The organism is Geomonas sp. RF6 (assembly GCF_021044625.1).
Classification (GTDB): domain Bacteria; phylum Desulfobacterota; class Desulfuromonadia; order Geobacterales; family Geobacteraceae; genus RF6.
In genome coordinates this window covers 3,613,653-3,632,458 of sequence record NZ_CP087999.1, presented here as the reverse complement: position 1 = coordinate 3,632,458, position 18,806 = coordinate 3,613,653, and the positions used below count along the sequence as shown (strand labels likewise).

Below are 18,806 nucleotides of genomic sequence, written 5' to 3'. Positions count from 1 at the left end.
TCGTGGGTCAAAAACCAACGGGGTCAGGTCTTGAAATATAAGGTTTGAAGTCCTCTTCCCCCGATAGCCATTCCGCTATCACCACCACAAAAGGGAGCGAACAATGCGCCGAAACATCGTCTTTACCCTCACCGGCCCCGACAGGGTCGGCCTCGTGGAATCGGTAACAAAGCTGCTTCTGGCGCACAGCGCAAATGTGGAGTCAAGCCGCATGGCGCGCCTGGGAGGGGAGTTCGCCATGCTCGCGCTGGTGTCGCTCCCTGCAGAGAAGCTTCCTCAGATTGACAGGGATCTCGATGCCCTCACCGCCAACGGGTACAAGGTCACCACTACCCCCACGGAGCCGGGGTACTCGGCAACGCCACGGGGATGGCGGGCATTCCAGATCGAGGTGGAAGGGGCGGACCACGAAGGGATCATCCACGAGGTCGCCCGCTACCTCTCGGAACGAGGCATCAACATTGAGTCTATGGAGACAGGTGTCACGCCGGCGCCGATCACCGGCACGCCGCTTTTCAACATGACCGCCATCGTCGCAGTGCCGCCGGCGCTTGCGGACCGCTCCTGGGAGGTCGCCCTTCAGGAGGCGGGGAACCATCTCAACGTGGATATCACGCTCTCGCCGGTGACGAAGTGACGGGCGTATCGGGCTCAATTGTAAGCCGGAATAAGCGGTAGCGTTTCCGGCATTCGCTGCCGCGCGGCTGCGTCTGTGGTGGACTGCCGGGAACGCCTTCGGCTTATCCCGGCCTACATGCTACATGCCCCTCGAAAACTAAAAAATGGCGGGAGCTTCTCAACTCCCGCCATTTTCACTATTGACTACAGCGTGGACCAGTCGGAACTTCCGCCATCTCTCTCCCTGATCCAGTTCTCCAGCTTTTCCAGCCCCGACTTCAAATCATCCCGGTGCCTGCGGTATTCATCCGGCGCCATGGTGAGAAGCCGGATGTTGAAGTCGTCCTTGAGCTTCTCCAGGTACTCCCGTGAGGTCTCCGCCCCGGCCGGCACTTGGGAAAGGGGGGCTTGCTGCCGCAGAACCTCTGCCGCAGTACGCATTTTTCCTGCATAGAGCGTCCGGCTTTTGGTGTCGAGCACCAGCATGTCCTTCGCGGAGTGGTCGTCGTAGCCAAAGCAGTAACGGGAGATAACATCCGGCTCAAGACTCCAGTGCCATGTAAGCCACGCCTGCCAGTTCCCGGCCTGCACCCCCTCCCCTGCACTGACGAAGAGACAGCCACACTGGTAGTAAAAGCCGACCCACCTGCGGGGGCCCGTGTAGCCGAAGAGCGTCTCGAAGAGCTCGGCCGGCGGCGGTTTCATGGTTAACTTGTCGAGCTTTGACAGCTGAAAAGGGATAAGGCCCATCGTTTGCACCTCTGCCCCGTGTTGGGGGATCTTTCCAGCTATAACTCGGCTTTTTTGCGAGATACTTTAATCCCTCCCGCCCCTTCAGTCAGCGATCAGTCACTCAGAGGAAAGCCCTGCAGAAACAGCTGCCGCCGACGCAGTGTGTACAATAGCAACTCCAGCGTGTATAAGTATCCTAGTCACCCACCTCCGACACGACGAGCAGACACCCCGATGTGCGGCGCCTCCCGAGGCCCGGCGAAGCCCCATAAAAGCCGGAAACACCAGACATTCGCCCACTTCCCACCCACCGCAGCACCCCCTCCCGCCACTGGCGCACTATTTGCACACTGATCGCGTCGCACTCCCTGCGTTCAATGTAAATGTTCCGTCTATTTCCACACCGCGTTAAAGTATTGGAGGTAATCGCTCATGTGTCGTATTGGAGCCATCAAAAGTCTGAACTATGTGCACCCGAGCCGGGCCCTGCAGCTGATGAATTCACAGCAGAAGGGGCACGACAATTCCGGGTTCGCCGTGGTCATGCAGGACCTGGGGGGGGTCTTCAAGGATTACAAGGAATTTCCCACCATCTCCCTCGCCTGCACCGATGAGGGGCTGAAAGCAGCCGAGGCTATCCTCGACGCCATCGGTTTTCGCCAGGTTTTCGAGTGGGTACCCAAGACCACCAGAAAGCCGGGGATGGACATCCAGGCCCTTCCCAACTACGTGTTCCGGACTTTCGATTACCCGGAAAATTTCAAGAACGCATCGAAGCGGGAGAAGGAAGACCTGCTCACCAATACGCGCCTGAAGATCCGCACCGTCATGGAGCCGAACGAGGCAGGTTTCGTCTACTCCTTCTGGCCCGACGTGGTGACTCTGAAGGAGATCGGCGACCCGCGCGACATCGGCACCTTCTTCGGCCTCTGGGAGGCGGATGAGTCCTTCACCGCGAAGGTCATCACCACCCAGTGCCGCCAGAACACCAACTACGCCATCGTGCGCTACGCGGCGCACCCCTTCTTCCTGCAGGGGTACACCGCGCTCGCCAACGGCGAGAACACCTTCTACCAGAAGAACAAGGAGTTCCAGGCAAGCCTCAACCCCGCCTACCGCGGCTTCGAGTCCGACTCCCAGTGCTTCCTGTACACGCTGCACTACATGCACCGCGAGCTGGGGTGGCCGCTCAACTACTACAAGCACATCATCACCCCGCTGCCGTTCGACGAGGTGCAGGAGCGCCCGGACCGCGACCAGCTCTTCGCCATCAGGCAGTCGCTGGCGCACCTGGAGATCAACGGCCCGAACACCATCATCGGCACCCTTCCGGACCACACCATGTTCGTCTGCTGCGACGCCAAGAAGCTGCGCCCGATCGTGGTAGGACACACCGCCGACACCGTCGTCCTCTCCTCCGAGGTCTGCGGCATCAACGAGATCCTTCCGGAGCGTAACTGGGAGCAGGACATCTACCCGAACGAGCGTGAAATAGTAGTCATCGGCAACAACCTGGAGGTCCAGAGATGGAAACAGTAAAGATAAACGATATCGCCTGCAATGATCTGCCCTGGAAGGTGGTGTACGACACCGAGCGCTGCACCATGTGCGGCTCCTGCGTCGCCGCCTGCACCTTCGGCGCCATCAAGCCGAAGGTGGAGCGCCGCCGCAAAGCATTCTCCGACACCAACACTCCGGAGCCGAAGATCAACTTCGCCGCTACTCCGGTCATCAGCCAGTCGAACGCGCTGAACAACTACTGCCGCGGCTGCGGCGTCTGTGAGAGGGTCTGCCCGAACAACGCGATCCGCTCCGAGCGCAACCCCGACTCCCGCTTCAACGTGGTGTACCAGTCCACCACCGCCTCCGGGCCGAAGCGCGGCGGGCGCAACAACCTCGAAGTGCAGATGCGCACCCTCGACACGCTGCGCGTCGGCCGCATCTCCCAGATGACCGACCCGAGCCTCGACGCCCAGCGCCACAGCTTCGACTGCCTGGCGCCGCTCGGCCGCATCCTCCCCGCCGACAAGCTCCCCCTCACCCTCATGCCGGGGGGCGAGCTGGTGCAAAACGGCCACACCCCGCCGGTGCGCTGGATCTACCCGGTCATCATCGGCGACATGTCCATCGGCGCGCTCTCCTGGAGGATGTGGGAAGCGGTGGCGATGGCGGTTGCCTACCTGAACGAGGAGTGCGGCCTTCCGGTGCGCATGTGCTCCGGCGAAGGGGGGATGCCGGTGCGCCTCCTGAAGAGCAAGTACCTGAAATACATGATCCTGCAGATCGCCTCCGGCCACTTCGGCTGGAACCGCATCATCAAGGCGATGCCGCACATGGTCGAGGATCCGGCCGGCGTGCTCATCAAGATCGGTCAGGGCGCGAAGCCGGGTGACGGCGGTCTCCTCATGGCTGCGAAGGTCGCCTCCCACATCCAGGCGATCCGCGGCGTGCCGAAGGCCGACCTCCTCTCCCCGCCGAACCACCAGGGTCTCTACTCCATCGAGGAGAGCGTCCAGAAGATGTTCCTCTCCTTCAACGCCGCCTTCGGGTTCCGCGTCCCGGTCGCCATAAAGACCGCGGCGAGCGCGACCTCCGTCTCGGTGTTCAACAACCTGGTGCGCGACCCGTACAACATCGTCGGCGGCTACTTCATCGACGGCATCGACGGCGGCACCGGCGCGGCCCACGACATCTCCCTCGACCACACCGGTCACCCGGTGGTCTCCAAGCTGCGCGACTGCTACCTCGCTGCCGTGGCTCAGGGTCGCCAGGGGCAGATTCCGCTCTGGGCAGCGGGGGGCCTCGGCAAGACCGGGAACCTCGCAGCAGACGCTTTCAAGATGTTCTGCCTGGGCGCTAACGGCGTCTTCTCCGGGAAGCTTATCCTGCAGATCGCAGGGTGCGTCGGCAACGACAACGGCCGCTGCAACGCCTGCAACACCGGTCTGTGCCCTGCCGGCATCACCACGCAGGACCCGACCCTGGTGCGGCGTCTCAACCCGGAGAAGGTGGCCGAGAACCTGGTGAACTACTTCCTGGGCATGGACCAGGAACTGCGCAAGCTCATGGCACCTATCGGCAACTCTTCACTGCCCGTCGGCCGTTCCGACTGCCTCGTCTCCACCAACAAGGAAGTGGCGGACCGTCTGCAGGTCCAGTATGTCTGCTAAGGAGGATATTTAAATGGCAGCCTTTATCTCAGGCTTTGATGATCAGAACAAACGTATTTCCACTCAGCAGCTGCTGCAGAAGATTTCCGCCGCCCTCGAGGGGGGCGAGACCGAGTTCGAGATCCTCGCCTCGGGCCAGTACGCCATCGGCGGCCCCCTCTGGTCGAAGGAAGGGAAGCCCCTGAAGTTCACCATCAAGAACCCGGGGCAGCGCGTCGGCGCCTTCGGTCTCGAAGGGACCGAGATCGTGGTAGACGGTCCCGCCCCCGCAGACGTCGGCTGGCTCAACGCCGGCGCCACCCTCACCCTCAAGGGTGACGGCGGCGACACCACCGGCCACTGTGCCGCCAGCGGCAAGATCTACGTCGGCGGCCGCGCCGGTACCCGTACCGGCAGCCTCATGAAGCACGACCCCGCCTACGACGTCCCGGAGCTGTGGATCCTGAAGAACACCGGCTCCTTCCCCTTTGAATTCATGGGGGGGGGCATTGCAGTCGTCTGCGGCTACGACTCGGAAGAGTTCGACTCCGTGGTCGGCGACCGCGCCTGCATGGGGATGGTCGGCGGCACGATCTACGTGCGCGGCCCGGTGAAAGGGATCTCCAAGGACGTGTGGATGCTCGAGCTGGACGACGCGGACAGGGAGTTCCTGAGCTCCAACATGCCGGTCTTCCTCGGCAAGATCGACCGTCCGCAGCTCCTCGCCGAGCTCACCGACTTCTCGCAGTGGAAGAAGATCGTCGCCAAGACCTATGAGGAGCGTAAAGCGGTAGCCCGCCTCTCCATGAAAGAGTTCCGCACCCAGAAATGGGTGGAGGGCGGCATCTTCGGCGACGTCGTCACCGACGACTACGCGAAGGTCGCCGGGCTGGTAAACACCGCCGAGGATCGCCTGAAGATCCCGCACTGGCAGAACAAAGCCTGGGGCGCTCCGTGCCAGACCTCCTGCCCGAGCCTGATCCCCACCCAGGACCGCATCAACCTGCTCCGTCAGGGGAAAGTACAGGAAGCGCTGGAGATGGTGCTGCACTACTCCCCCTTCCCGGCGAGCGTCTGCGGCCAGGTCTGTCCGAACCTCTGTATGGACTCCTGCTCCCGTCGCCACGTCGACTACCCGGTGGCGATGAAGGAACTCGGCCGCCTCTCCGAGGTTGCCGCAGCCCCCGCCACGAAGGCGGAAACCGGCAAGAAGGTCGCAGTCATCGGCGGCGGCCCGGGCGGCCTCTCCGCTGCATGGCAGCTGAGGCTTCTCGGCCACGAAGTCACCGTCTTCGAAGCTGACAAGGAAGTCGGCGGCAAGCTCCTCCAGGCGATCCCGATGGAGCGACTCCCCCGCGAAGTCCTCTCCAACGAGATCAACCGCATCAAGGGGATCGGCGTGGAGATCCGCACCTCCCAGAAGATCGACAAGGGGAGCTTCGACTCCATGGTCGGCGGCTACGACGCGGTGGTCATCGCCAGCGGCGCCCACAACCCCGTCGTGATCCCCTTCCCCGGCCACGAGCGGCTGGTGAAGGGCCTTGATTTCCTCAAGGGGATCAACAACGGCGAGAACCCGAAAGTCGGCAAGCGCGTCGTCGTCATCGGCGCCGGCAACGCCGGCATGGACGTGGCGCTCGGCGCCTACGCCATGGGAGCCCAGAAGGTCGTGGCAATCGACGTGCAGCGTCCCGCCGCCTTCCAGAAAGAGATCGACCACTTCACCGCGCTCGGCGGCGAGATCCAGTGGCCGGTCTTCACCGAGAGCATCAGCGCGGAAGGTCTGCGCACGAAGGACGGCCGCCTCATCGAGGCAGACACCGTCATCATCGCCATCGGCGAGCGTCCCGACCTCTCCTACGTGCCGCGCGAATGGCTCACCGACCGCGGCATGATGAACGTGAACGACTGCTGGCAGTCCCAGAAGGAGTCGAAGGTGTTCGCCATCGGCGACACCATAAAGCCGGGCCTTCTCACCCACGCCATCGGCGGCGGGCGCGAGGTTGCCGAGTACATCGACCAGTACCTGAACGGCTGGGAGCTGGTGGCAAAGAAGAAGCCGGAGATGATCCCGCAGGAAAAGCTCTCCCGCGAGCTCTTCCAGCCGCAAAACCGCGGGCGTTTCCGGGTGAAGGACGCCAAGGACGAGGTGCACCGCTGCATCTCCTGCGGCACCTGCCGCGACTGCAAGATGTGCCTCGAGTCGTGCCCCGAAGGCGCGATCGTCCGGAACGAGAAGGAAGACGGCTCGTATGAGTACGTCTCCGAAGAGCAGTACTGCATCGGGTGCGGCATCTGCGCCGGCATCTGCCCCTGCGGTGTCTGGGCGATGGAGAAGAACGTTTCCTAGCACGGAAGGCTGCCTCACCCCGCGTGCGGCAGCCATTTCCTTTGAGACGTGCAGAAAGAGTGAAAGCCTCGGAGAGATCCGGGGCTTTTTCTTTTTCTACCGCAACGAGAGCAGCCAACCGTGATTATGTAGCTATAATTACTAGCGCCGCGGGCGACGATGGTTAACTACACTACAGGAGGGTTCGCCATGTATCGAAAGATTGCAGCAGGATTAGCGGTTGCCAGCATGGTAATCGGTCTGGTCTCGGGGTGCAAAAAGGAGGAGTCGGCTCAGAAGGCGGAAATACAACCGACAGAAGCGCCGAAGACGGCCTCGACGCCGGCCCAGACGCCACCGACGACGGAGGGGGCCTCGGGTGAAGGGCTCTTCAAGATGCACTGCTCCGGATGTCACCCGAACGGCGGCAATGTGGTGAAGCCCGAGCACACCCTCAAGCGCGACCACCTGAAGGCGCACAACATAACGAAGGCCGAGGACATCGTGAAGATCATGCGCAACCCCGGGCCGGGCATGAACAAGTTCGACGCAGCCACCGTCCCCGACAAGGACGCCACGGCGATTGCAGAGTACGTCCTGAAAACGTACTAGTTAAACCCACGGGATGCTGCCGGCAGCACGTCCCTCCCCTTTCAAGGGGGAGGACAGGAGGGGGATGGGGTTCAGCTCCCCGGCCGTCCAACCCATCCCCACCCTGTCCCTCCCCTTGAAAGGGAGGGGACGCGTAAGCTCCTGCGCTGCTGAAGAAAAAAAGGAGGAATGTCGGCCTCTCTCTGTGCCGCCTTTCCTCCTCTCGCACCTCGGCCAACCGCTCATGCCGGCGCCGCACAAGCGTATGCCACACTACCGTCTGATCTATCCCCCCTCTTCCTCCTTCAGACCGTGCCTCTCCAGCAGTGCAATGAACTCGTCGAAATCGATAGGTTTCGTCACATAATCGTCCATCCCCGCCCTCAGGCATTCCTCCCTGTCCTTTTCCAGAGCATGGGCCGTCATGGCGATGATGGTGACGTGACCGCCGCGCGCCGCCTCCTCCTCCCTGATCAGTTTTGTGGCGTCTATACCGTCGACGTGAGGCATCTGGAGATCCATGAGGATGATGTCGAACCCTCCTTCCTTCCAGGCAGCAACCGCGCCCTCCCCATCCTTGACGACGCGGAAGGGGATCTCCCTGCGCGAAAGAAGTGTGGCTATCATGTGACCGAGAACGGCGTCGTCCTCGGCTATCAGTATGCGCATAAAGCCCCCTCTGGCATTTCCGCCTCAGTCGATCGGATAGCTGAAGCGGAATGTGCTCCCGGCGCCGATGAAGCTTTCGGCCCACAGGCTCCCCCCCATCGCCGCAACAATCTGCCTGGAAAGAGCGAGCCCCAGCCCGGCGCCGCCATGCTTTCTCCTGGAAGTGGGGTCGACCTGGATGAACTTCCCGAAGATACGCTCCACATTTTCGGGGGCGATGCCGATACCGGTATCACGCACGGAAAAGAGGAGAAACTGCCGCTGCGGTGACGCGAGGTCGCAGAATGTGGAGACAAGAAGCTCCACCTCGCCCCTCTCGGTGAATTTTACCGAATTGCCGAGCAGGTTAACAAGGACCTGTCGCATCCTCCCCTGGTCGCCGCGCACCTTGTCCGGCACGTCCCCCGTCAGCTGCCACCGCAGCTCAAGCCCCTTCTCCCTCGCCTGCAGCGACACCACCTCCACCGCGGAGTTCACGAGGTCGATCAGGGAGAACTCCTGCCTTTCAAAGGAGAGCATCCCCGCCTCCAGCCGGGAGAAGTCCAGGAGATCGCTCATCAGCCTCAGAAGCGACTCTCCGGACCTCTTCGCCATCTCCAGCAGCCCTCTCTCCTCCTGGCCTATATCCATGTCCAGCACAAGTGAGATCATGCCGAGCGTCCCTGCGATGGGGGTGCGCATCTCGTGGCTCATGTTGGCCAGGAACTCGCTCTTGGCGACGTTTGCCGCCTCAGCAGCCTCCTTTGCCTCCGTCAGCTCCTGCTGTCGCGCCTTCGTGTCGGAGACGTCCAGCTTCGTGCCGACCATGCGGGTCGGGGTGCCGTCCGGATCGAAAAAGATCCGTCCGGTGCCGTGCATCCAGCGAACCTCCCCGTCCGGCCGGACGAAGCGGTATTCGAACTCGATGTGGTTTAGCCTCTCGGCGATGGCGTGTGCGAAGAGCGCTTCCAGCTCCGGCAGGTCCTCGGGGTGCACCAGCCTCGCCCACTCCTGATAGCTGAACTCGCCGGAGCTGATCCCGAACAGCTCTTCCATGCCGGTCCACACTCCGTTTCCGGTGATCTGGTCCCAGTCGTACACCCCGACGCGCCCCGCGCGCTGGGCCAGCATGAGGCGTTCCCTCATATTCATCAGCGCGCGCTCCGCGCCCCTGCGCTCTTCCACCTCCCGCCGCAGCGCTTCCGTAGTACGGCGCACCTCCTCCATGTGCATCTTCAGGTCGGCCACCATCTTGTTGAAGGCCGCGGCCAGCTCCCCCAGTTCATCATGGGATCGGACCTCCACCCGGTGGTCCAGATCCCCATGGGCAAGCCGGACCGTCGCGTCTCGCAGCGAAATCAGAGGAAGTGTGAGGGTACGGGAAAAAAGGAGGCTCATGAGGACGGCAAGAACGCCGATGAAGAGGGTTGCGAGGATGGCGATACCGAATACGCTCCCCCGGAATTCGGAGAGGATCTGCCCCATGGTGCGGTGCTGAAGCGCGATTGCCCGCTTCAACGGCTCGTCCGAGAAGATCATCTCTCCAAAGCCGGCTACGTATTCTTCAACACCAATCCGGAAAGTCACCCGGTGCCCCCCCGCCACCTCCTCGATGACCACCGGGGTCGACTCCAGCCGCTTCCGATCGACGCTCAGCACGACACCGTACGACCGGTTCTCCTTCGTGCCGTCAGTCAGCACTTTTCCCGAAGGGTCCGCTATCCGCACCGAGGTTATCGGAATCCCCTTGTACAGGTCGCGGATCGTCCGGTCGATGTACTCGATATTCAGCTCGTACAGAGGGGTGAAAAGCTCCCTGCGCAGGAAATCGGAGACGTTGTACATAGTGGTGTGTTGCAGCGCCTCGAAGCTTGCGACCGTTTCCTCATCCATCCTCTCTTTCAGCGTCTCCGAGCTTTTCCAGATCACCGCTCCCGTCGCCAGAAGGACGGTGAGAAGCAGCATAAAACTTATTGCGCTGAAAAGAAGAGCATACCTGTTGCTTATGCCGAGCTTCACCTGACGCCTCGCAGGTCCTTTGCTACTTTTGCATCTGCTCCCTGATGAACCGGAGGGATTCCCGGTCCGTAGCCGAGAGCGGCTCCATCTTTCTTATCCCCGATGCCTTTTGAAGTACCTTCTGCCCCTGGGGGTCGCGATCCATCTGAACGAGCACGTCCACGATGGCCTTCCTGAGGCCCGGCTTCAGTGCGGGGTGAAACGACGCGACGTACCGGAGAAACGGCCTGCTGGTGTGGATCACCTTCAACTGTTCCTTTTCCGGTGCGGCGACATCCTCCCAGTCGTCGGAACCGAAGGCCGCCGCATCCGCTTTCTTTTCGGTAACCCAGAAAACCTGATTCTTCTCGTGCCCCACCAGGACGTATCGTACAGCGGAGGGGTCAGCCTTTCCCTTCGCCGGCGCCATCCGCATACCCTGCCGCCGGAGCTCGGCCGCAGGTATCAGAAAGGCCGATGTAGATCCCGGGTCCTGGAGTGCCAGCACCTTCCTCTTCAGGTCTTCCAGCCTCGTCAGTCCGCTATCCTTGCGGACGAAGAAGACAGTGCGGTACTCCTTCTTGCCGTGCTTCCACACCAGCAGCGTGGGCTTCATTCCTCCCTTTTCCTGCATCCTGAGGGTCCAGAAAGGGCTCTCCAGCACCACGTCCACCTCTCGCCGGGCAATCATGCGGAGCATCTCCTCCAGGCTGCCTGCCACCACCACCCTGCCGCCGGTAACCCCCTGCGCGGAGAGGTGGGCGGCGACGTACCTGGCCAGAGGGGCATACCCTTCGACCTTCTTCTCCACCGGTTTGTCGCTGATAATGCCGAGGCTGAAGACCTTCCCCTCAGAAACGAGCGGGAAGCACAGAAAAAAGAGTATCAGGAGGAACTTTCGCACTGTCCGCGACATGGGAGCCTCTTCGCACGCTAGAAATAAAGCTGTAGCAGGAGCTGGTGCAGGTTCCTGTTCCGGTCGCTGGCCGCTTCCGCCACCCCCTCGTCGAAGCGGGTATGAATGAAATTATAGGACCATTTGATGCTGTGCTGTAAGAGGTAATGGTTGAAGCCCAGGGTGTACGACCTCTCAATCGTCCCGCTCCCATCTTCATTCTCTATCCTGTCGTGATCGAAGAACTCGAACCGTGCGGCAGGTTCGAGCTTGCCGAGGAGAACCGTCCACGGAAGGAGGTATCCAGCCTGCACATAGGCTCCCCGAGGAGTCTCCCCCCCTTTGTAGTTGAAGTCCCTCCAGAGGGAGACGTATTGAAGCTGTCCCGTGACGGTGCCTGAGGACCCGAAAGTGTACCTGCCGGCAAGGTCGACGCTCACCACTGAAACGTCGGCCTCCGCGGAGGGAACGTCCTCCGTGGCATAGCGCACCCCCTCCTGAAAACCGCCGTCCACCCCCAGGGTCAGGTGGTTTTCGCCGCCGATACCGGTGTCGTCCTTCTTCTTCTCGGTGAAGCCGCCCCTGCCGGCGAACCCGAAGGGAGCGAGTTCCACGCGCCCGACGAACGCCGGCCCCCAGCCATGGTTTTGCACCTCCGTCGCCGCGGGATCGAGATCACGCACCTCGCTGAGATCTGCCACCCCGTCGAGATAGGATAGGTAGTAGCGCAGCGCCCCCTCATTGAAGGAACCGTGCGCCATGATGTGGGGCTGCTCATACCCGCCGAAGGCGTCCTCGGCGACCCCGTCGACGGCGGGGCGCTCGATGAGAAGCTGCCGTGAGGACGACGTGAGAGGAGCGCGCAGAAAGGGGAGCTTGTGCTTCCCGACTTCCACCGCGAAGGCATCGACAAAGGTCCAGTCGCCGTAGATGTAGTGGACATCGACACCGTTGTCGCTGCTTCGGCGCCTGCCGTTTCTGAAGTCCTGGCCGGCCCGGTCCGCCTGCAGGGTGAGGTTGAGATCAAGCTTTTTCCCAAATGGCGGCGTCTTGAACTCCTTGTCGATCTCCAGCCGTATCCTGCGCATGTACAGGTCACTTTCGGTGCGGTAGCGGCCGTCGTCTCCGACCAGGAGGTCTCCGGTGTCGAGACGAGTCTGCGCCCGAACCTTGAGCTCGAATGGGAGCTTCAACTTTGCTGTCTTTGACTCCGTCCCTTCCCCCTTACCCTCCGCCCCCCCCTTCCCCTCCGACGCTGCGACAGGAAGAGGCGGGGCCGACTCGGACAGCTCATTCTTTACCGGAGCAGGCGGCCTCGAACCCGCCACCTCCTTGCTGATCTCATCTTCGAGCTGGCGGGCATCCTCGCGCGTGATCACCCCCTTCTCCACCAGTTTGCGCATCAGCGCGTCCACGGCAGGATTACCCGTCGCGGCACTGGCGGTTCCCGTTATCAGCATCAGAACCACGGTACAGCAAGCACAGCAAGAAGCTTTCATCCCGTAGCCTCCTTCCCGCTCCCCGACGGCACAGGCGTTCAGACAGCGGCATCGTTACATGGAAAATATTGGAAAATAGTACCTCCCAGCGGCGGACAGGGCCACGCCTTGGAGGATAAAAAGCCGGAAGTCCAGCACGCATCGGGACGCACCGGGGTCAGGTCTTGAATTATAAGGTGGCAGCCCCGGGGGTCACGCCAGCACCGGGGTCAGGTCTTGAATTATAAGGTGGTGGTTTACCCGGAGCACCGGGGTCAGGTCTTGAATTAATAGGGTGGTGGCTTACCCGGAGGGTGTGGCGGACGGACGGGTGTCACTGTGGCAGGTGAGATAGTGGTGGAAGGAGCCGGAGGGATCCGGCTCCTATAAGTGGAATGTTGTAAGGCAGAGTCTTTAGGCCACAGAACGCAGCAGGCGGTTCATCTGCCCCCACCCGCCGTTCATTCCAGCGGCTGCGAGGAATTCTTTTACTGCGGGCTTCATCTCTTTGCTCACTTTGCTGATCTCGTCGTTGAGGTGATCCGCCCCTCCCGCCTCGGACGCCATGGCGAAGCTGAAGCTCGAGCTATTTGTTTCAGCAGAAAGGCTCTCAGAAGTTACCGTTGCACCCGTTGAATCTACTTCAACCCGAGTTGACGCCGCCGACAGGGAGGCACGTTGGAACCCGACTCCGAGGGTAAAGTCGATGTCGCCTGCCCCCTTCTTCCCGGAGGTCGTGCCGCTGATGGAAAGGGAGCCGGATTGCGAAAGGAGCGCAGCCTCCGAGAGCTCGACCCGATCGCTCCCCGTCGAAGCCCCTGCTGGCGCGGCCGGAAGGGAAAGCCGTACCTCCGATGTATTGCTGGTAAAGGAAAGGGACGTCGCACTGTAATTTGCCGAAACTTGCATACCCCGCCTCCTGTCTTCACGTATTGCCTTCTTAATCGGCATCAATACGTCCAGACTTGAGCGGGAAATGGGGAGCCGCGCCCCACCTTTTCTGCGCTCTCCTTACCTGATGCGGCTGCGGCGCTTTCCCCCTACTCTTTCACGGGCGCCAGTCCTCTGTTGGCAGGTCCGGTTATCACCTCACCAAACCTGTCATATCGTGAGCCGTGGCACGGGCAATCCCAGCTCTTCTCCAGGCTGTTCCACTTCACCACGCAGCCGAGGTGAGCGCAGAGGGCTGATCGCTTGTAAAGGTTCCCCTGCTCGTCCTTATATACTGCCATCTTCGTCACTCCGAGGCCGATGACAGCGCCCTCCCCCGGCGCGATCTCATCCGGGGAGCCGACGTCCCCGCCGGTGACGTACTCGGAGAGGTACTGGCCGGCAACATTGACGTTCTCGCCGACGAACTCGAGGATGCCGCTCACTCTGAGGCTCTTGCGCGACGGGTCGTAAAGCGGCTCCCACGGGGACTCCCGCCCCATGATCTGGTCGGTGATGAGCATGCCGCCGATGGTGCCGTGAGTCATCCCCATTCCGGAATCGCCGGTGACGATGTACATGTTTTTATCGAGCCCAGGATTGCGCCCGAGGAAGGCGATGCCGTCCACCGGTTCCATGACCTGCCCCGACCAGCGGAACTCCACGTCCCCGATGGGGAAGCGCTCCCGCGCCCATGCCTCCAGGCGCTGGTGCCGCTCTTGGTAATTTTCCGCCTGCCCCGTCTTGTGATCTTCTCCGCCGACGATGAGAAGGTCTTTTGCGCTGCCATCGGCACTCCGCATCGTCTGCAGCCTCACGTAGTGGTAAGGGTCAGGAGTGTCCCAGTACAGCGCCTTGTGAACGGCTCCAGCCGGCACAGTGGCAGCAATGACATAGGTGGTGTACGGCGCCTGCTTCGTATGCATCGATACCAGGTTGGTGACCGGGGTGTTCGTGGCGACGACGATGGCATCGGCAGTGACGAGGCGCCCGTCACTGGTCTCCACCCGCGCACGGGAGCCCCCCGTAATTGAAGCTGCATGGCTGCCGGTGAAGATGCGCCCGCCGCGCCTCTCGACGGCCCGAGCAAGGCCGGCCACGTATTTCGTGGGGTGGAATTGCCCCTGCCTCGGGAAACGCAGCGCCATCCCGGTGTAAAACTCGATGGGGGCCCGCTCGACCTTCTCCACATCGGTAAGCCCCGCCCGGTGCGCCGCCTTCAGCTCGCGGTCGAGCTCTTCCTTTGGCTCCCCCGGCGGTGTAAAAAGGTAACCGTCCACCCGCTCGAAGTCGCACTCTATCCCCTCTTCCTTCGCGATAGCCTCTATTCTGTCGATGGCGGAGCAATGGCTGTCGGCGGCAAGGTGTGCACCCTTTTGCCCATGCAGCCGCTCGATCTCATAGTAGCGGTCGTCGATGGCGCAGGAGAGGTGGGCCGTGGTTCGCGCGGTCATCCCGGAACCGATAGGGCCGTCATCGAGCACCACCACCGATTTCCCTTCCCGCGCCAGAAGATAGGCAGTTGTGAGACCAGCTATGCCGGCGCCGACTATGCAAACATCTGCATGAGTATCGGCGCGAAGCGGAGCATAGGTCGGCACCTCCACCGTCATCCATATCGAAGCTGTTCCTCCAGTTTTATCGTCCATTTGCGATCTCCCCGGTTTCGCCTTCCGTATCACTTCAGATGTGAAGCCACACCTTTAGGATAGCGTAAAGCGTGCGCGTCCGCCGCTACGGGGGGATCTGTAACGGAGAGGGATGGCCTGTGGAAACGCAGGAGTGCACGAACGACGAGAAGGAGTTATTTACGCTACAGGAATTTGGGGGAATGCTTTGGCTGGGGGAAATCGGGTGAGGCAGGGAGAGTTGAGGCGCTGGCTGGGAGAATGGGTCCGAATCTTGGCACCGTAAGGGCGCGAAGCGCCGGCTTAAACGGAAGGCCAACAGGAGGTGAGCAAGGGTCGAATCGGCCTCGACTGGTCCTGCTCGGTGTTGCTTCAACATGCAATGCGAGACGCTTCGCGTCCCTACGCTGTCAAGATTCGAGGCGGTGAAGCGGACGCCAAAGCGCCCTTCCACCGCGGGAAATTTGGTGCCGGACAACCGACCCTCTTAATGAAGCAGCGACCGTGCCGCCGGAGAGCCTAAAAAGGTATACAGTATCGAAGTAGAGGATAAAGATGCATTCCGCACGCTAAAACATTGATAAGTCTACAGGTTGCGCCGCAATGTGGAGAAGCGATACTGTGAGAAAGGATGAAAGAAAGGGACTAAAGTTTTTCCTGGAGGAGGCATAAAGTGTACTGATGGAACACCTGTGCGCCACCTGCGGCACAAAGTGCAGTCTGTTGCGACGGGGGGGCGGAGAATGGGGGACCTCTATATCCCCCACGATCAGATCTGTTGCAGTACTGCGGCAATCGCCTGCTGATCGAGTTTGTGGCCGGTGCTGCAGATGACGTAGCGGTAGTCGAAACCGAGGCTGAAGCTAAGCCAGGAGAAGCAGTCGAGGATGTAGTTCTTCGGGAAGATCTCGACGACCCTGCAGGGGGCCTCGGACCAGACCAGATTGCTCAACCCCGCGCCGTGCGTCGCGACCACAGTTTTCGCGCGGTGAAAAGCGTGTACCTGCTCGGCGAAGGAGAGCTCCTCGCAGTGCAACACGGTAAAGCCGAGGTCGCGCAGCTTCCCCTCGAGAAGGTCCTCGCCAGCCAGGCGCCGCCTTCTGCTTCTTCGCCGCGATACATAGAGGTTCTCCCCGACGTCGGGGTGCCGCGCAACGTTTGTACCCCCCTCCCCCATTACCTTCGACTTCACCTCCGACTTCAGGAGATCCATCACGTCGGGATGGGTGAATTCCGGCACCGTGTGATACTGCGGCATCACGAGTGTCGCCACCCTCACGGGGCTTGGACAGGTAATAAAGCGATCACTTGCATTGGCCCCAAGGGCGGTAGCCAAGCCCTCCGCAATATAGCCCGGAACCTTTTCCGGCACCACGATCTTTACGTCCGGAAATCTGGAGATGGCAAAGAGAAGGTTCGGCAGAACCTCCAGGAGCCAGTGGTAGTAGCTGGCGGGATGGCAAACGACGACCGGTTCCCGCACGTGCAGCTTTCTCACCGGCAGGAGCGGCTCATGCAGGATGTCCCCCCAGTCCATGATGCGGCGCAGGGAACCGACGCTCTCCTCCACTATCCTCTTCTCGATCCACACCATTCCCGAGTGCGGTGATACGACGGCATCGTTCAGCACATACAGGTTACGCTTTCCGAAAGCCGCCTCCGTTCGCAGGAAGGGTGGAAAGGGTGCGTCGATCTCGTGCCTGACAATCTGGGCATCCGCCACCGGAATGATGTCCTGTATGTGCCTCTCGATCTTCGGCAGGTAGGAGAGCTTCTCCAGCGACTCGATGCTCGATTTCGGCATCTTCCCCACAATCGGCCCCAGCAGCGCGCGAGAGACGAGGCGCACCAGCTTTCTCCTTCTCTTGGCCATTCTTTCACTGAACTCGTGCTTCATGGAAATCCTTGACTGCAGGCGGTCCGAGGTGACGCGACGAAGCCGCCAGCAAGGTACCTGTACTACCAAGATCAAATGGTGGTCGCCGGAATCCGGCATTGGACGAGAGATCCTCCGGATCGGCAGACGGAGGATGGATGTACCAGTTTCTCCAGGCGAAATGGAAGGCGGTGACAAGGCTGAATCTCCCCCACCGCCTCGAGTTGCGGCTAGGGTAGGAGTTGGAGGCGGGCGCGAACCTCACCGGACAAACCGCTTAGTTGCTCCTCCGAAAGCAGCTTATGCTGGCGGAGAAGTAACAGTTTGATCAAAAGGTTGGAGCGCCGCCAGTCGTCAAAGCAATCCGCCACCACCCGGTCCGAATCTTCCATGTGTTTGTACAGCTTCACATATTTCTCATGTTCAGACAGAGTTGCAGACGCCAAAATCTGTGCAGCCGATTCGTTGATTCGTCGGTAAAGAGTGGCAAGAAGCGTTTCCCGCAGATTCCGCAGGTACTTCCAATCCCTTTCAGGCAGTGATAATGACATAAGCAGCCCCTCCTGGATAATAAGACAAACAGATGGTACTTGATCAGCCGCGAGTAGTGGAGTTTCCGAAATGTATTGAGGCAGCGACATTTCCTTAAGCTAGAGCAACCTTTTGGTGCCCTGTAAAGATTCTGAGGAGGATATTACACCTTTCCCAACAGGTCAATACGGTGAATTCAAGTTGTAAATGCACCACCGAATGATGCACGCAGAACTTCCGCAGGAGTCCGGTAGCCGAGGCACTTTCGTGGTCGATCGTTGACCTGTTTCACGACCTGCTGAATTTCTTCCTCTGATAGGGTCCTGAAGTCGAACCCCTTCGGAAAGTAGTGCCGCAAGATGCCGTTTGTGTTCTCATTGGTGCCACGCTGCCAAGACGCATAAGGATCCGCGAAATACACGGTAAGCCCTGTCTTAGTTTCCAGATCTTTGAATTCCGCAAACTCACTACCGTTATCAACGGTTACTGTCTGGCAGAGGATCTCGGGCAGAGGGCTGAAGCACCTCGCGCTATGATCCGTCATGGTTGCGGCCCTTCTGTCTGCGAGTCTTGCGGCAAGTAAAAAGCGGCTCTTGCGCTCAACGTACGTGGCAAGGTTTCCTGCGCCTTTCGCACCGTGCAGCGTGTCGCCTTCCCAGTCCCCAAATCGTTCTCTGGTACCAACTACTGCCGGCCTCTCCTTAATTGAGACTCGACCCGGAATGAACCGCCGTCCTGCGCAGTAGCGCGTTTGCCTACGGCGATTCCGCCTCCGACGGCGAAGATGCTTGTGAAGCTCGCCACCTTCTCTGGCGTCTAGGTAAATCCAGCGGTAGATGGTTTCATGACTGATGCGCATCGCCCGGTCCATTGGGAAATCCATTTTGAGCCTGGCGGCAATGGCTTCAGGTGGCCAATCCAGCATCAATTTCTCTTCAACGTAAGCGACCAGATCGGCGTTGTCCTGCCGCCGGAAAGACCTGGGCTGGTGACGACGTTTAAGCGCAGTGCCATGCGTGAAGGTGTACCAGTAAACTCCATCGGGGTATGTCGGGCCGTTGCGCGCAATCTCGCGCATGATGCTTGTGTGATGGCGTCCAAGCCTACGGCCGATTTCGCGAAGGCTAAATTTCGCCACCTTCAAATGGCTGATGACATATCGCTCATTTTCTGTAAGATGCGTGTGGGACATGGCGGGCTCCTCCTGGGGTATGTGTTGGTCGCGCTTCACACACTACCAGATTTGCCTGTCATGTCCTGCTTTTACATCAACTGGTGCAATTAAGAATAGAATCCACCTACCAGCACTGCCTCTGCTGGGGTCAGGCTTTGCATTTGGGCATTTGAGATGCGGGTCACATGATTGGGGCCATCAGCATCGGTGGGGTCAGGCTTCGCGTTTT

At 60.6% G+C, this 18,806-nt stretch carries 15 protein-coding genes; 5 read left to right on the top strand and 10 right to left on the bottom strand.

Annotated features, from left to right (window positions below; translation table 11 throughout):
* Positions 1-103: 103 nt before the first annotated feature.
* Positions 104-637 (top strand): glycine cleavage system protein R, encoded by a 534-nt coding sequence (locus LPW11_RS15595; RefSeq protein ID WP_230994795.1) that lies wholly within the window; start codon positions 104-106, stop codon positions 635-637.
* Between the two features lie 185 nt (positions 638-822).
* Here LPW11_RS15595 and LPW11_RS15590 read toward each other — a convergent pair whose 3' ends face one another.
* Positions 823-1,323: a hypothetical protein gene (locus LPW11_RS15590; protein ID WP_230994794.1), complete on the bottom strand. Its 501-nt coding sequence runs from the start codon at positions 1,321-1,323 to the stop codon at positions 823-825.
* Between the two features lie 459 nt (positions 1,324-1,782).
* Between LPW11_RS15590 and LPW11_RS15585 the strand changes: the two genes are divergently transcribed.
* The 4 genes from LPW11_RS15585 (at position 1,783) to LPW11_RS15570 (ending at position 7,440) form a co-directional block, all read left to right on the top strand.
* Positions 1,783-2,889, top strand: coding sequence for a class II glutamine amidotransferase (locus LPW11_RS15585; protein ID WP_230994793.1), 1,107 nt, complete (start codon positions 1,783-1,785; stop codon positions 2,887-2,889).
* On the top strand, positions 2,877-4,520 hold the full coding sequence (locus LPW11_RS15580) for a glutamate synthase-related protein (protein WP_230994792.1): 1,644 nt from the start codon (positions 2,877-2,879) through the stop codon (positions 4,518-4,520). The genes LPW11_RS15585 and LPW11_RS15580 overlap by 13 nt, the downstream gene beginning before the upstream one ends.
* A gap of 13 nt (positions 4,521-4,533) precedes the next feature.
* On the top strand, positions 4,534-6,849 hold the full coding sequence (locus tag LPW11_RS15575) for an FAD-dependent oxidoreductase (RefSeq protein WP_230994791.1): 2,316 nt from the start codon (positions 4,534-4,536) through the stop codon (positions 6,847-6,849).
* A 189-nt stretch (positions 6,850-7,038) separates the two neighbouring features.
* Positions 7,039-7,440, top strand: a complete 402-nt coding sequence (locus LPW11_RS15570) for a c-type cytochrome (protein WP_230994790.1) — start codon at positions 7,039-7,041, stop codon at positions 7,438-7,440.
* Between the two features lie 264 nt (positions 7,441-7,704).
* Here LPW11_RS15570 and LPW11_RS15565 read toward each other — a convergent pair whose 3' ends face one another.
* From LPW11_RS15565 to LPW11_RS15525, 9 genes are all read right to left on the bottom strand, one after another.
* Positions 7,705-8,088 carry a response regulator gene (locus LPW11_RS15565; protein WP_230994789.1) on the bottom strand — a complete coding sequence of 128 codons (384 nt, stop codon included), beginning with the start codon at positions 8,086-8,088 and terminating at the stop codon, positions 7,705-7,707.
* Positions 8,089-8,112: 24 nt separating this feature from the next.
* Positions 8,113-10,086 carry an ATP-binding protein gene (locus LPW11_RS15560; RefSeq protein WP_230994788.1) on the bottom strand — a complete coding sequence of 658 codons (1,974 nt, stop codon included), beginning with the start codon at positions 10,084-10,086 and terminating at the stop codon, positions 8,113-8,115.
* Between the two features lie 22 nt (positions 10,087-10,108).
* Positions 10,109-10,981 (bottom strand): phosphate/phosphite/phosphonate ABC transporter substrate-binding protein, encoded by an 873-nt coding sequence (locus LPW11_RS15555; protein ID WP_230994787.1) that lies wholly within the window; start codon positions 10,979-10,981, stop codon positions 10,109-10,111.
* A 17-nt stretch (positions 10,982-10,998) separates the two neighbouring features.
* Positions 10,999-12,420: a porin gene (locus tag LPW11_RS15550; protein WP_230994786.1), complete on the bottom strand. Its 1,422-nt coding sequence runs from the start codon at positions 12,418-12,420 to the stop codon at positions 10,999-11,001.
* Positions 12,421-12,852: 432 nt separating this feature from the next.
* Positions 12,853-13,347, bottom strand: coding sequence for a hypothetical protein (locus tag LPW11_RS15545; protein WP_230994785.1), 495 nt, complete (start codon positions 13,345-13,347; stop codon positions 12,853-12,855).
* Between the two features lie 131 nt (positions 13,348-13,478).
* The gene (locus tag LPW11_RS15540; RefSeq protein ID WP_230994784.1) at positions 13,479-15,017 is read right to left on the bottom strand and encodes an FAD-dependent oxidoreductase; all 1,539 of its coding nucleotides are present in this window, start codon (positions 15,015-15,017) and stop codon (positions 13,479-13,481) included.
* A 748-nt stretch (positions 15,018-15,765) separates the two neighbouring features.
* Positions 15,766-16,869: a glycosyltransferase family 61 protein gene (locus LPW11_RS15535; RefSeq protein ID WP_230994783.1), complete on the bottom strand. Its 1,104-nt coding sequence runs from the start codon at positions 16,867-16,869 to the stop codon at positions 15,766-15,768.
* A 233-nt stretch (positions 16,870-17,102) separates the two neighbouring features.
* Positions 17,103-17,423, bottom strand: a complete 321-nt coding sequence (locus tag LPW11_RS15530; protein ID WP_230994782.1) for a hypothetical protein — start codon at positions 17,421-17,423, stop codon at positions 17,103-17,105.
* 176 nt (positions 17,424-17,599) lie between these two features.
* Entirely contained in the window at positions 17,600-18,595 is a 996-nt protein-coding gene (locus tag LPW11_RS15525; protein ID WP_230994357.1) for an IS30 family transposase, read from the bottom strand.
* Positions 18,596-18,806: the final 211 nt, after the last annotated feature.